Source organism: Ruegeria sp. D3 (genome assembly GCF_056534465.1).
The window spans coordinates 43,684-57,939 of the sequence record NZ_JBQFPK010000004.1 but is presented as its reverse complement, the minus strand read 5'-3'; the positions used below and the strand labels follow the sequence as shown (position 1 = coordinate 57,939).

At 56.9% G+C, this 14,256-nt stretch carries 14 protein-coding genes and 1 pseudogene; 1 reads left to right on the top strand and 14 read right to left on the bottom strand.

Translation table 11 applies throughout. The features are described from left to right. Nucleotides 1-474: 474 nt before the first annotated feature. From ACR0DX_RS07150 to ACR0DX_RS07130, 5 genes are all read right to left on the bottom strand, one after another. Nucleotides 475-1,491, bottom strand: coding sequence for an alpha/beta fold hydrolase (locus ACR0DX_RS07150; protein ID WP_170352303.1), 1,017 nt, complete (start codon nt 1,489-1,491; stop codon nt 475-477). A 15-nt stretch (nt 1,492-1,506) separates the two neighbouring features. Next, nucleotides 1,507-2,946: a glutamine synthetase family protein gene (locus tag ACR0DX_RS07145; RefSeq protein WP_170724362.1), complete on the bottom strand. Its 1,440-nt coding sequence runs from the start codon at nt 2,944-2,946 to the stop codon at nt 1,507-1,509. Nucleotides 2,947-3,048: 102 nt separating this feature from the next. Next, the gene (locus ACR0DX_RS07140) at nt 3,049-3,447 is read right to left on the bottom strand and encodes a cupin domain-containing protein (RefSeq protein ID WP_170352301.1); all 399 of its coding nucleotides are present in this window, start codon (nt 3,445-3,447) and stop codon (nt 3,049-3,051) included. A 4-nt stretch (nt 3,448-3,451) separates the two neighbouring features. After that, nucleotides 3,452-3,886 (bottom strand): lactoylglutathione lyase, encoded by a 435-nt coding sequence (gloA, locus tag ACR0DX_RS07135; RefSeq protein WP_170352300.1) that lies wholly within the window; start codon nt 3,884-3,886, stop codon nt 3,452-3,454. Nucleotides 3,887-3,905: 19 nt separating this feature from the next. Next, nucleotides 3,906-5,000, bottom strand: coding sequence for an aromatic ring-hydroxylating oxygenase subunit alpha (locus ACR0DX_RS07130; protein ID WP_170352299.1), 1,095 nt, complete (start codon nt 4,998-5,000; stop codon nt 3,906-3,908). Between the two features lie 521 nt (nt 5,001-5,521). Here ACR0DX_RS07130 and ACR0DX_RS07125 point away from each other — a divergent pair. Beyond that, a complete protein-coding gene (locus tag ACR0DX_RS07125) occupies nt 5,522-5,968 on the top strand; it encodes an Lrp/AsnC family transcriptional regulator (RefSeq protein ID WP_170353111.1) in 447 nt (148 codons plus the stop codon). A gap of 365 nt (nt 5,969-6,333) precedes the next feature. On the opposite strand, the pseudogene ACR0DX_RS07120 reads toward ACR0DX_RS07125, so the two are convergent. From ACR0DX_RS07120 to ACR0DX_RS07080, 9 genes and pseudogenes are all read right to left on the bottom strand, one after another. After that, nucleotides 6,334-6,786: pseudogene (locus ACR0DX_RS07120) on the bottom strand (transposase); the annotation flags it as partial. A 237-nt stretch (nt 6,787-7,023) separates the two neighbouring features. Continuing rightward, entirely contained in the window at nt 7,024-7,422 is a 399-nt protein-coding gene (locus ACR0DX_RS07115) for a cupin domain-containing protein (RefSeq protein WP_170352298.1), read from the bottom strand. Between the two features lie 52 nt (nt 7,423-7,474). Continuing rightward, nucleotides 7,475-8,335 (bottom strand): phosphoenolpyruvate hydrolase family protein, encoded by an 861-nt coding sequence (locus tag ACR0DX_RS07110; protein WP_170352297.1) that lies wholly within the window; start codon nt 8,333-8,335, stop codon nt 7,475-7,477. Between the two features lies 1 nt (nt 8,336). Further along, a complete protein-coding gene (locus ACR0DX_RS07105) occupies nt 8,337-9,545 on the bottom strand; it encodes a Tm-1-like ATP-binding domain-containing protein (RefSeq protein ID WP_480845620.1) in 1,209 nt (402 codons plus the stop codon). An 11-nt stretch (nt 9,546-9,556) separates the two neighbouring features. Next, a complete protein-coding gene (locus ACR0DX_RS07100) occupies nt 9,557-10,273 on the bottom strand; it encodes an ABC transporter ATP-binding protein (RefSeq protein WP_170352295.1) in 717 nt (238 codons plus the stop codon). After that, complete coding sequence (locus tag ACR0DX_RS07095; protein ID WP_170352294.1) at nt 10,263-11,036, bottom strand: ABC transporter ATP-binding protein; 774 nt, start codon at nt 11,034-11,036, stop codon at nt 10,263-10,265. Before ACR0DX_RS07095 ends, ACR0DX_RS07100 begins: the two co-directional genes overlap by 11 nt. Next, nucleotides 11,027-12,265 (bottom strand): ABC transporter substrate-binding protein, encoded by a 1,239-nt coding sequence (locus tag ACR0DX_RS07090; protein ID WP_170352293.1) that lies wholly within the window; start codon nt 12,263-12,265, stop codon nt 11,027-11,029. Before ACR0DX_RS07090 ends, ACR0DX_RS07095 begins: the two co-directional genes overlap by 10 nt. 27 nt (nt 12,266-12,292) lie before the next feature. Beyond that, nucleotides 12,293-13,261: a branched-chain amino acid ABC transporter permease gene (locus ACR0DX_RS07085; RefSeq protein WP_480845617.1), complete on the bottom strand. Its 969-nt coding sequence runs from the start codon at nt 13,259-13,261 to the stop codon at nt 12,293-12,295. After that, nucleotides 13,258-14,124 (bottom strand): branched-chain amino acid ABC transporter permease, encoded by an 867-nt coding sequence (locus ACR0DX_RS07080; RefSeq protein WP_170352291.1) that lies wholly within the window; start codon nt 14,122-14,124, stop codon nt 13,258-13,260. Before ACR0DX_RS07080 ends, ACR0DX_RS07085 begins: the two co-directional genes overlap by 4 nt. Nucleotides 14,125-14,256 lie beyond the last annotated feature (132 nt).

Genomic DNA, 14,256 nt, shown 5'->3' with positions numbered 1-14,256 from the left:
AACAGTCCACTCTGCACAGTGATATTCGGAAAAGCCTACCATCATTCGGGCAAAGACACCCTTATCTCTGCCGCTTCCAGCCATTGAAAAGTGTTTCCTGAGCTTGCACGGCCCCAATGTAGCTGTGTTACCATTCAACTGTGCGGCCCGTTTTTTGCGGAAGCTCTGCACCCCCACAAGCCGTTTGGATTTTGCAGTCATATTTCGCCTAGGTCCGCGAGGACGTGCAATGCCTGAAATTTGTGTTTTGGTTTCTGATTACTGTAGTTGTCTTCTATGCGATGCCTGTGCACACGAAATCCAAAACCTCAACAAGCTTGCAAGTGTTGTGCGGCACCGCAGTAGAACTGGGGCTGAAACCCGAAGACCGACTGAAAGAAACAAGAATCTCTGTTGTGGATCGCAGCGATCCCAACGTTTGGCGCTTTGCCGGGATGTGTCGCAAACCTTTGGAACAACCGGTGCCAGCGCGCTCTATTCGCCTAGCAATTCACGAATGTTGGCGTCCAACTGCGCTGTGAAGCCTACATCATTTCCTGGGTTAGCAGCGCAATGGCCCCAAGGCGAATGGTAGGGACGGAAGATGGCATTCGGCATGAGGCTGGCCTCGATTTCATTGTCCTCTGGTGGGAAATAGAGATCCTGCGCGCAAGGCATCAAAATGGCACGAGCTTTGATGGCACCCAATGCCAATTTGTAATCCCCGTTGTAAAGCGGTCCGATAGAGACGTCGCCAGCTTGCCAAGTCGCCAGCTTGGCCAACAGATCGTTGGCGTCCCAGCCCAGTACATGGTCTAGCTCCCAATCCCGCAACAACTCCTCAATGGTTTGAAAGCCAAGTTGCCGATAAAGCCCTTCGCGAAAAAAGGTCTGAGAAAAAGCCCATCCTGCATAGACTCGACCGAATGCCTTCAGCCCCGCTTCGGGTGGATTGACATAGTTACCGCCATTCCAATTTTGATCCGCGCAAAGGGCCGCCTTGACGCCTTCGAGGAAGACGAAATTATGAGGCGAGGTTTTGGCCGACGCACAGAATGGAAGGATTGCCCGCACCATATCCGGGTATTGCGCCGCCCACTGGTAAGACTGACAACCTGCCATTGACCAACCCGCGACAAGAGCAATTTTTTCGATCCCAAGGTGATCTCGGATCAATCGGTGTTGGGCAGCGATGTTGTCCCACATCTGCACCAGCGGAAAGCGAGGGCCGCTCTGTTGCGCAGGCGCAGTCGATGGTGACGACGAACGACCATTGCCAAACAGGTTTGGGCTAATGATGAAATGCCGCGCAGGATCGATCGCCCGCCCTGGGCCAAAGAAACCTTCGTTTCGGGAATTTGTACCGGTGTAAAAGGTCGGCATTATGATGACGTTGTCGCCAGTCTCAGACACCGTGCCATAAGTTTGATAGGCGAGCTTGGCCTCTTTCAGTACTTCGCCCGACAAAAGAGGAAGGTCACCCAACTCGTAAATCTGAAATTCGGGTATCATCTCATGCTTCCCGACTTAGTAGAGCCTTAGGTATTCCTGAACTTCCCAGTCGGTGACCGATTGATGATAACGCTCCCACTCATCATTCTTGTATTCCAGGTAGGATTTACGCATCACGGGACCCATCACATGTTCCGCCATAGTGTCGTGCCGCAAAGCCTCGATCGCATTGAAAAGAGTACGCGGCAACCGGCGGATTCCCAGCTCGGAAAGCTCATTTTCAGTTTTCGAATAAAGGTCAAAATCTGTCGGCTTGCCCGGGTTGATCCTGTGCTTGATCCCCATAACAGCGCAACTGAGGTGCATCGCCATTGCCAGATAGACATTCATGGTCATGTCGCACGCGCGATTTTCGATACAATGTCGGCTCTGCGGCAGGCGAAACTGGGCCGAGCGATTGTTGAAACCATAAGTAATATTCGTCGGGGCCCAGGTGACCGTGCCGCCTTCAAACCCACCAACACGAGGCACCAACCCGTTATAGGAGTTCACGGTTGGGCAAGTGATAGCCGTGATAGCTTCGGCATGCTTCATCAGTCCGCCAACGGCCCAACGGCTTTCATCGCTCCATTCACCTTCGGGTGTTTCAAAAATGTTTTCACCCGGGCGGCTATCATGTTGCATTGACATGTTGATATGCGCACCAGATCGCCAGTCACCCACTGTCGGTTTCGGCATAAAGGTCACGAACATCCCATGCTTTTTGGCCACCTCTTTCAAAGTGATCCGCAGAAAGGCCAGGCGATCGGACATCTCCAGCATGTTGGTATAGTGAAAATCCAGTTCGAACTGTGAATACGCACCCTCTGCGACCACGTCATGCAGGTTCCAACCCAGACCTTCGATGATGTCGATCATGTCTTTCAGGAACGCCATCGAGTCGATCGAGTATTCAACATCATATCCAAAAGCCTGGCGGCGTGGTCGGACACCGATTGCAGGGTCGTCGTCAAAGGCCTTTACCGGGTGGCCAGCGTCGTCGTACTTCATCACGATGAACTCAGGTTCGACCCCGGCATAACCAGTGTACCCCTCCAGCGCAGCTTCTTGCATGGCGCGCTTCAGGGCCTGACGCGGGCAAACATTGTAAGGCGCATCTTCCCAATACAGATCAGAGAAAATGATTGCCATCGATGTGTCCCACGGACAAACGTAGACTGCATCGAGATCCGGCACCACCACCTGATCGCTATCGGCAGGGCTGAGTTCGGGTACGTAAGAAATAGAATGCACTGCGAATTGGGGCCCTTTCCCAAGACACAGCGGTTCGAAATCACTCATCGGGACGGGTTTGGTTTTGGGAATACCATGCAAATCGATCCACGCAGCCATCACATACTTGACGCCTGCCTTTTCCAAACGTTGCTGAACTTCAGGAATACGCGGACGGTTCCGCTCTACAGCCTCGTGGAATGACTCATAGTAGATTCGGGCGTTTGCATTGTCCTTGGGCATTTGGCATCCTCCAATCGAATGGCAATCAGACTTAGTTCACCAAGGGCGACCCCCGGTGTTGGCACTTGTTTTGCTTGTCCTGTCGTTCAACGCACAAGGCGCTTAACCCGGGACGAAATCGTCTGGGTCGATACCCGGAACTTGTGTAATCCCGGCAAGCTGTTTCCAGTTGTGAGGATAAGCAGCATAGAAGATCACGCATTTGCCATCCGACTCGTATGAGATGTGGTTGTCTTTCGGGACAAACAGCACGTCACCACGGTTGCAGACATAGCTTTCACCGTCGCAGACCAGTCGAAAAGTGCCCTCAAGGCAGTAGATGATCTCGTCACATGTCAAGTCCCAAGGCACCTTGATATTATTGAGTACGTTGATGCCGCCGCACATCGACTTGCTGAACTCGCTGGTCACCATCGGTTTAATGTATGTATCGCTGTCGCCCATCGCGTCGTAGCGTTTCTGCACCAGGTCGAATTTGAAAAGTTGAGGTGTATCACCCATTTGGTCAGCCTTCCTGCGCCAAGTGTTTCAGTATGGATTCGTTCAATTCGACTTTGTAACCGTCAGGATCTTCGCAGAAGGCGATAACCCTCGTGCCATTCTTCATCGGCCCTGGCGGGCGAGTGATGTTTACCCCAGCGGCTGACAGCTGCTCGCAGGCGGCGTAAACATCCGGAGTTTCAATGCAGATATGGCCCCAACCATTGCCCTTGTCGTAAGGCGTGTCCTGGTCCCAATTGGCGGTTAGCTCCAGTGTGGGAAACTCGGCTTCCGGCCCGTAACCGATAAACGTGTTGGTGAATTTACCTTCGGGATAATCAGTACGCCGCAGCACCTCCATACCCAGAATTCCGCAATAGAAGTCCAGAGACTTTTCCATGTCTGTGACCCGCATCATCGTATGGGCCAGACGAAACCCCTTGGATATAGAGTTGCTCATTGGTCTTGATCCTCCTTATTTAGGCGCCTGCCACGTCACGCTCGATCAAATCCTGAAAGGCGCGCACGCTGTCCTCCCAGGCAGGTGACAACAGGCCCCCATCCTTGGCCACCGGGGACTTTCGGCCCTCGAACATGCGTTCAACCATCTCGTGGTCTTCTTTGTGGACATCCCACCATAGGTTCCTGAGGGCCTCTATTTCTTTGGCGCTCAAGTCTTGGCCTTCCGTGGTGTAAAGCGCTCGGTATTGGCGCATCTTTCCTGGACCGACGGGCACATTGAGATAGACACCCAGCTGATCTGGGAAATAGCGGCCCAAAATGAAGTTGGGATAAAGAGTCAGATACCTTGAGCTAACACCCAAACTGTCCGATGTGCCCAACTCTTCCTCAAGGTCCACCGCGCTGCCGATGCAGGTGCCATCGATGATCGTATAGTGATTTTCCAACGGTTGATCGGTAGTTGAGGAATGAACAAACTGAACGTGGTAGGGCTCGATAAAGTTCTCCATTATAAGCTTCCAATTGGTGTCGATCTCACCAAAATCGAGCAGTCCAATGGGCTCCAACTTGCTGTAGTCAATCCCTTCCAATTGGTTGATCAGAGGTGCGGCATAGTCTTCGAAATCAGGAGCGTTCCCATCCAGATTGACGAATATCCAGTCGTGCCAGACATAAGTGCGCACGGGTTTTAATCGTTGCTCTTTGATGTCAAAACCGTCGAACTCTTGCTTGCCGGTACCCGCAAAGTGTGGCGCAGCCCGCAGGCGACCATCCAGATCATAGGCCCAAGCATGATACGGGCAGCGGATTAGCTTCCCGACATTCTTGGGCTTGTCGACCAGTGTCATGCAGCGGTGCAAGCAGACATTGTGAAACACCTGTATGTCATCGTCACGACCGCGTACCGCCAGAAGTGGCAAGTCGGCACAAGTGATGGGAAGTACATCTCCTGGGCTGTTCATCTGATGAGCAAACCCGACAAACACCCAATTTTTGGCCAGAACCGTCTGGCATTCCCGCTGCCAGAAGTCTTCGCTGCGGTAAGCGTCGGCGGTCAGGCCGTGCCGAGGCCCACCAAAAGCAGCCTGCGTGTTCTGCTCGGCTATTGTCATTTGTCCTCCTTTCGATACTGACAGCAGCACCCACTTTTCCAACGGCGTGTGCATGAATTCACAGTTTCCCGCGGGTTGCCTGTTTTCAGGCTCTCTCCTGCCGCGTCGGGTTCAGGGCTTGAAATTACGAATACCGTACTACTCACACCTATGCGCTTCGATATTCGCCATTATCTTTCAGTGTTGAGCAAGGATCAGAAGGTATCTTGTCAAAAAACGGCATCATGATACGAAATTCGAAATTTCCGCATGACAAAGCGACGGGAATCGCAAAATCAAAATGAATCAACGGAAAATCCGGCTATCATTCCGCAATCCTGCGCTGGTCAATTGTGACGAGGAGATCAGATGTATGTCGTTTTTCACACTTCCCTCCACAGAATTCACCAAGGAGAATTGCGGATATCGATGCTCTTTCGTAATCATGGCTGCGAATACAGCAATCGAGCGTCAAGCCTATGTCAGTCAAAAAGCAATCGAACGCGCGTGCTACTCAGAGCATTCGATCGCCAAATGATGATTTGAACCAGCAGATCATCCGTCTTTTGCAACAGGATGGCCGAATGGCTTTTTCTGAAATTGCACAACAGTTGGATGTGTCGGAAGGAACCATACGCAACAGGGTGAGCGGGCTGCGAGACAACAATATGCTTCGGATTGTCGCGATGTCGGATCCGGTGGCAACAGAATATACTACTGACGCGATGATTGGGTTGAACGTTGCAACCGGCGTGACTCCAAGGCAAGTTGCCGAGCGGCTTGAAAAGAACCCACGCGTTGTCTTTATCCTGTGGGTCGCGGGTCGCTATGACCTAATAATCGAACTGGTTAGCGACGATGATGACGCTTTGAAGGACTTTCTGGAGTTTGATATCCACGCGAGTGACGATATTGCCAATGCCGACGTTATGCCGGGGTTGAAGAATTTCAAAAACCAGTTCCTGCTAAAGCAGAATCTGCAGGAGTGATCAGCAAGAAGTCGATCGGCAAAACTAACACAGCGAAATAGTCACAAATGTAATTTTTGTTACGTGATCAGAGCCAAGCTTAATACCTCGATGACTTGAGCAATCTGTCCTCCTAACTTCGCAATGGAACCCCACGTGCTTCTCGCTTCAATGTGAGCTTCGACGATCCTCCAAGAACTGTCGGGTAACGTCTTTTGACGACACCCTAGTTCAGAGATTGCCCAGAATTTCGCAAACCTAACTCCGATTACCACCGTATCTTCGTCCGGATGCAAACGGCTTTGTTGCGCAAATCCTTTGAAGGACAGAATTTCCCTTTTCCCTGAACAGTTTTTTCCTAGGGCCTCCATCACCCAGACTTCCTACGTTTCTTCGTCGATGCCGATATGTATCTTGCGGCAGCCACGCTTGCGCGCATTCCACTCACCTTGACCCTCGGCCTTGGTGCCAGTGCTGGCGATGAAGGAGTGCAGCGGGCCGGCCCAACCGCGATACAGAAGGCTCACGTTCGGCGTTCTCTGACGACGACAATGAGTGCTGAAATCCGGCACGTCCTAATCCAGTTCGACCCGCCGCAAAAGGCTCGCAACAAACGCAGTCGCTCGCCGGGGGCAGCACTCCGAACAGCACCTTCAAGGTCAGGCAGGCTTGGAGTACCGCATCTATGATTGGAAAAGGCATCCGCGCCCTCCGCTTGGTGGCCGCACCGACACCATCTGCGGATCAAATCAGATCGACAGCGATCCGCGCTGCTTCAGTGCATCTTTGTAAGCCGACCAATTCGTGGTCTTGCACCTCGACGTAGGCCAACTGCTCACGCGCCTTAGCTATCATGCTGGATTTACACAGTGAATCCCTGACGGCGATTTGTGTAACAAAGCCTGTCCAGACCCTGAGGACCAAACCACGCAAACCCGGGCAAGCAACACTGATCTCACCCAAAAGAGAAACCAATCTTCCAGTCGCCACCCAGCGTCTAGGCCAGATTGGCGAATCTAGAGTTTTTGGCTAGCAGGCTTATGCTAATTTAGCTGACGGTTTGTTTTTAAACGAACCTAACGCAACCCGTTCCAGGGGGCCTGATCGGCGACATCTTCGATCTCATACCCCATCTCTCCGACGCAAGGCCCCAGAATGGCCAATAGAGTCGCGTCGCTGTCGCCGATATTGAACGTCGCGTGGACAACGCCCGCGCCGATGAAAACCGAATCCCCCGGTCCCATTTCATGCTTTTCTTCACCCAGCCATTGCTCGACTTTTCCGGCGACACAATAAATGACCTCTTCCTGGTCAGGGTGCTTGTGAAAGTCGTGACCATGCCCAGGCGCAACGCTGACCTCGATCACTGTCAGTTGCCCTGCCCCGGTCGCGGGCGGGTTGCTCATCCACCGCAATTTGCCCCAGTCAAGCACCTCTTGCGGCGTTTCTGCGGACAGCATGAATTTTCCGGTCATCAATGTTCTCCGATGTTTTTCAGTTATGCGATCGCAGCGCAGGTTCAGGTCTTCAGGCGGCCCCTTCCGATCGCACGGCACCACGGGTCAGTCTTCCGAACTCCTTGGTTTGTTCGGTGATTGCGCGTTCAGTCGGCAGGCGCTCCATGGATGACGCACCATAGAAGCCGTGGCAATCGGGGCAGAGGTTCAGGAATTTCTGCGCATCTTCGGGCTCGGCCAAGGGACCGCCGTGGCAGATGAAGATCAGGTCATCGCGATGGGCACGCGCAGCGGCGGCCCATTCATTATAAAGCCGCGCGCATTCGGCAATGTCAGGTGCGCTGTCCCCAGCCCCGATGGCGCCACCGGTGGTCAGGCCGAAATGCGCCACGATCACATCCGCGCCCGCCTTGGCCATTTCTGCCGCGTTGGCGGCGCTGAACACATAGGGCGTGGTCAGCAGGTCGCGCTCGTGCGCCTTGGCGATCATCTCGACTTCCATGTCATAAGACATGCCGGTCGCCTCAAGCTCGCGCCGAAAGCGGCCGTCAATGATGCCGACGGTGGGAAAGTTCTGCACCCCTGCAAAGCCCATCGCGGCCAGATCGTCCAGAAACTTGTCCATGATGCAGAAGGGATCAGTGGCATTCACCCCGGCCAGAACAGGCGTGTTCTTGACCACGGGCAGTACCTCGCGACCCATATCGACGACAATCTCGTTGGCATTGCCGTAAGACATGTAGCCCGCCAGCGATCCGCGCCCGGCCATGCGGTAACGGCCCGAGTTGTAGATGACGATCAGATCGATGCCGCCGGCCTCTTCGCATTTGGCGGACAGGCCGGTGCCTGCCCCGCCGCCGGTGATGACCTTGCCAGCGGCAATCTTTGCCCGCAAGCGGCCGAGGATGTCTGCGCGTCCAGTGACTGCCATATCAGGTATCCTTCTTGGTGTAGATTTCTTTGAAATTGCTGATCGCGGCCTCGGCAAAGGCGGGATCGTTGATGTGCATGTCAAGCTCGACCAGCTGCCGGTTGGGGGTCTGGTTCACCGTGTCACGCAGCGCCTGAAACAGCGCCTCGTTTGCCGCTGGGTCGTGAAAGGCCCCGCCCTCGGTATCCAGCGCCGAGACCCCGCGCAACGGAAGTAGGAACCGGACCTGGCCGTCACAGGCGTTCAGCTTGTTGCCGATCCACGCGCCGATCTGCGCGCATTCTTCGGGCGTCGAACGCATCAGGGTGACCTGCGCGTTGTGGTGATAGAAGTTCCGGTTCTTGAACTGCGCGGGCACTGTGTCGGGGGCCCAGAAATTCGCCATGTCCAGTGCCCCGCACGAACCTACATAGGGCAGTTTGCTACGCGCGATACTGTCCAGCCGCTCCTCACCCGCGCTGAGGAAACCGCCCACGATCAGGTCGCAAATCTCGGTGGTGGTGATGTCCAGCACGCCGGTCACGTCGCCCTGATCGACCAGTTGCTCCATCGAACGACCACCGCTGCCGGTAGCGTGAAAGACAAGGCAATCGTAGTCATCGGCCAGCCCTTCCGTGATGGCCTGCACGGCGGGCGTGGTGACGCCGAACATCGACAGAACCAGCGCGGGGCGGTCATCGGTGTTTTCAGGCACGTCGTTCGCCATCATTCCCGCCAGCGCGTGCGCCGCATTGCCCAGCAACCGCCGAGACACGCGGTTCAGCCCCGACACATCCGTCACCGGATGGAACATGTTCACATCCGACGCTCCCACATAGGCCGAGACATCGCCCGAGGCCAACGTGGATACCAGCACCTTGGGCACGCCGATGGGCAGGGCCTGCATCGCGGGTGCGATGATCCCCGAGCCGCCCGAGCCGCCCAGCCCAATGATACCGCCCAGATCATCGCGGCCCAGTACAAAGGCGCTCAGCGCGCGCGACATCTCGGTCACGGCCTGCCCGCGATCATTCACGAACACCGCCGCGGGACCGTCAGGATGACACGCGGCGACACTGGCGGCGGTCACATCCACGCCGGTCTCGCCGCCTTTGGTGCCGACATTGACCAGTACGGTTTCCATCCCCGCCGCGTCGATCAGGTCACGCACATAACGCAGTTCCGGCCCCTTGGTGTCGGCGGTGCCGATCACGTAAGCTCTTTTTGTCATCCTTCCCTCCCTTAGCCCGACTGCCCGGGTTCCAGCCCCAGATGGCGTTTCTGCATCGCTGGGTCGCTTTCCAGCGCTTGCGCCGTCATCCGCTCGACCACTTCTCCGCCAACCATGATGGCCACATCCTGCACGGCGGCCAGGGCCGCGTGCATGTTCTGTTCGACAAGCAACACCGCGATGCCTTCGCCTGCAATCAACTCGATCAGATCAATCACGTCCGAGACGATCGCCGGGGCCAGCCCTTCGGTCGGCTCATCCAGCACCATCAGGCGCGGGTTCAGCAGCAGCGCACGACCAATCGCCAGCATCTGTTGTTCACCACCCGACAGCCTGTCACCCAGATTGCGACGGCGTTCTTTCAGGCGCGGGAACGTCTCATAAACCCGATCCATCGACCACGCGCCGCCCTTGCGTTCAACGATCCGCAGATGCTCTTCGACCGTCAAGGACCGGAAGACCCGCCGCCCCTGCGGCACATAGCCGATCCCCATCTGCGCGCGTTTCTCAGGCGGCAGACCGGTCATATCGATGCCGTCGAACCGGATTTCCCCGGCCGAATGCGGATGCAAGCCCATGATCGCATTGCACAGGCTGGTCTTGCCCATCCCGTTGCGCCCCAGAATACCCAGCGGGCGGTCCGAGACATTCAGGCCGACCCCATGCAGCACGTGGCTTGAGCCATAGCGCAGGTCCAGCCCGCGGATTTCCAGCAGGTCAGTGGCCATGGGCGCCTCCGATATAGACGCGATGCACGTCCTCGTTGCGCATGATGTCGTCGGGCGACCCTTCGGCCAGCATCCGCCCGTTGTAGAGAACCGAGACACTCTCCGAGGTCTGCAGCGCGATATCCATGTCGTGTTCGATCAGCACCACGGTCACATCCTTGGGCAGCGACATCAGCAAGGCGCTCAGCTTGGGTCGCTCGGCTGGCGACAACCCCGCCGCCGGTTCGTCCAGCAGCAAAATCTTAGGGTTTTCGGACAGCGCAATCCCGATCTCAAGCTGCCTCCGTTGACCGTGGCTCAGTTCCGAGGTCTCGCGGTCCAGCACATCCGCCACGCCTGCCACTTCGGCCAGACGCTCAGCCTCGGCCAGACGAGCATCGCTGGCGCGCAGGGGTAGCACCTGCCGCCAACTACCGCGCAGCCCGGCCACGGCCAGAAACAACGTGTCGCGCACGGTCAGTCCGTTGAACAGATGGGCGTGCTGATAGGTGCGGCGCAGCCCGCGTTGAATTCTTTTGTTGATCGGCTCGCGCGTGACGCTGTCGCCAAACAGCGTGATCGAACCGGCCGTGGCGCTGGTATCCCCTGTCAGCACGTTGAACAGGCTGGTCTTGCCCGCCCCGTTCGGCCCGAGGATCGCGCGCCGCTCGCCGGGGCGGACGGTCAGGTCGATATCCTGAACCGCCCAGAACCCGCCAAAGCGTTTGCCAATGCCCCGGACCTCCAGGGCATTGGCGGTGTTATGTGCGTGGTTTACGGGCACGAGGGGTTGTCCCGGCTGACCGGACCCGAGGCCAGAAATACCTCTTCGTCCTGTCCCAGCAGCTGATCCACGTCGCGCACAACCTTGACCACGCGGTTGCCCAGCGTGCCATCGTCACGCTCGTAAACCTCGGTGACAAAGTTGTCGATCACGCCATTGCGGTTCTTGTCCAGCCGCATGGTCCCTCCAGTGGGGGTGGTAAAGGTCAGGTCGTTGAGCGCCGCGCGGAAGGCCGCCTGATTGTCGGACAGGTCGCCATCGACCTCATCCAGCGCCAGCATCGCGGCCTTTGCGCTCATGTAATAGTGATGCGCAAAGATCGAGGGGGCCGAGAAGCCATCGGGGAAGGCTTCGGTGTAGCTGGCGGTAAAGGCTTTCCATTCGTCGCCGTCATAATCGCCAACGGTCGGCGTGCCCGCAGGCGCACCCACCAGCAGCTTTTTGAACGGGCCTTTGCTGTCCAAAATGGACTGGTCGATGGTGATCGAGCCGCCAATGATCGGCTTGTCGCCGCCCGCCTGGCTGTATTGCGTAAGGAAGTTGACCGCATCCGCGCCACCCAGCGCCACGAACAGCGCGTCGACATCCTGCGGGATCGAGTAGACGACCGAAGAGTAATCCTTGTTGCCAATCGGCGTCCAGAACTTCTCGGGCACCTTGCCGCCCGCCTCGCAGAACTCGGTCATGAAACCCAGAACCTGCGTGTAGGGGAAGGAATAGTCCTCGGCGATGACGGCTACGGTTTTGTAGCCCATGTCATTAAAGGCGTAGTCGCCTACGCCGACCATCCACTGTGCGCCGTCGCCGCCAAAGCGGTAGAAGTTGTCAGAACTGTCGCGCAGGGTTGTATCCTGTGCCGCGCTCGATCCGTTCAGGAAGGTCACGCCGGGATAGGATTTCGACAGATCGCGCAGGGCCAGACCCTCGGACCCGGACAGCGGGCCGACGATGATGTCCACCCCGTCTTGCTCGATCAGTTTGCGGGCTGCGTTCACGGCACTGTCGGGGCTGGCGTCGGACGACATGGTGATGACTTCGATTGTGTTGCCGTCGACCTCTCCACCGGTTTCCAGAACCGCCAGTTCCGCACCGCGGATCCCGTCCTGACCCAAGGCGGCAAACGCGCCTTCGAGAATTGAGATCACGCCGATTTTCACTTCCTCGGCAGATGCCGGGACCGCCATTGCGCAAAGCGCGAGCGCGGATGCAGCCATTTTGAGCTTATTCATTTCTTAGGTTCCTCCCTATGAGTGTGCTCAGACAGTTGATTTTTCTTTGACTTCTGGACGGCGCAACCGAGCCATCCAGTCGCTTGCCAATTGTTGCAGCCCCCCCGGGGCCACGATCACGATCAGCAGCAGCACAACGCCGATCAGCGTGTTGAACCGTTCCCGGTCGATCAGGTCGACGGCGAACGTGTCCAGCAGCACAAAGACCACCGCGCCCACAAACGCACCTGCCGGGTGGAGCAGACCGCCGATGACGGCGACGATGAGGATGTCGATGATCGGCCCCAAACCCACCGAAAAGGATGAGATCCGCTCCTGATACCAGACGTTCAGAATGCCCCCTGCCCCGGCGAGCAGACCGGAAAAGGCAAAGGCGGCCATGATGGGTGTTGTGACGGAAATCCCCAGCGCCAGCACCCGCCCCGGCGCATCACGCACCGCCTGAATGGTCAGGCCCAGAGGCGAGCGGACAAAGCCGCTGACCAGCGCCAACGCCAGCACAGCCGTACCCAGCGACAGCAGGTACAAAGCCAGCGGATCGCGCAAGCTGAGGCCGCCGATCTCGGGTGCGCGGACACCGGAAAACCCGGTCCAACCGTTAAACAGCGTATAGTTTTGGCGGGTGAAGTAGAAGAACGCCACCCCAATCGCCAACGTGATCATGATGGCATAGATCCCCCGCGACCGGCGCGCGATCAGACCGATCAGCCCCCCGGACACCACGGCCAGCAACAGCGCCAACGGGATCGAGACCCAGAACGGCAGCTGCACCCCGATCCCCACGCTATTGGGTCCGAAATAGGCGATGGTATAGCCTGCGATCCCGGCCATGGTGGCCTGCGCAAAGGACACGACGCCCAGATAGGTGGCCAGAAAGCTCAGGCTCAGCGCCATGATCCCAAGGATCAGCGACCGGGTGGCCACTTGCGTCAGCCAAAAATCGTTTAGCACTAAGGGCAAAGCCAGCAGCGGGATCAGGATCAGCGCGTGCCTCATAGCTCGGCCTTTCCCAGCAGGCCTTGCGGCCGTACCGCCAGAACCAGCACCATGATCGCAAAGGTGAAAACCACGCCGTAGGTGGGCGCGTAGGCCAGACCGTATTGCTCGGCCAGTCCGACCAGCAGCGCACCCAACGCAGCCCCGCCGATCGACCCCATGCCCCCGACGATCACCACCACGAGCGATGACAAAAGGAATTGCAGATCCGTTCCGGGCGCAATCGACAATGCACTGGCGGCCACCACTCCGGCCATACCGGCCAGCATGCCGCCAAGGGCGAATACAAGAATGAAGATGCGGTTGATCGGATAACCAATCGCGCGCAGCATGTCCTGATCGTCAACGCCTGCGCGAATGATGGCACCGAAGCGTGTTTTTTGGATGAGAAACCAAAGGGCAATTCCGGTCACCAGCGCGAAAGCCATCAGGGCCAGACGTATATTTGCGTACCCTACCCCCAGCACCGGCAGGCGTTGACCACCCGCCAGAGCCTCGGGGAGTTCGACCTGATACGTCAGCCCACCCCAATGCCACAGCATCAAATCCGCCATGATGATCGAGATTGCTATGGAAGCGAGCGTCTGACGCAGTTCATCGCCTTGCATCCACCCCAGCACTCCGGCCTGAACGATAGCCCCGGCCAATGCGGCGGCCAGCCCTCCGCCGACCACGCCCAAGCCCCACGACCCTGTCGCATCAACGATGCTGTAACCGACATAGCCACCCAGCATAAGCAGAGCCCCATGCGCCATGTTTACGGTTCGCATCAACCCGAAGATCAGGCTGAAGCCGCTGGCCGCCAAAAAATAGAGCGCGGCAAGCGTCAACCCGTTCAGGGTGACGATTAAAAATAGTGTCATGATTCCTCCCGTTGACGGAAACCATGACATGAGTTTCGGAAAAGCGGCCAATACCATAAGTGAAAGCACGAAAAAATAAATGTTTACAATCAATGCTTTATAACGTTTCGATTCACTGGAAACACACTTTAA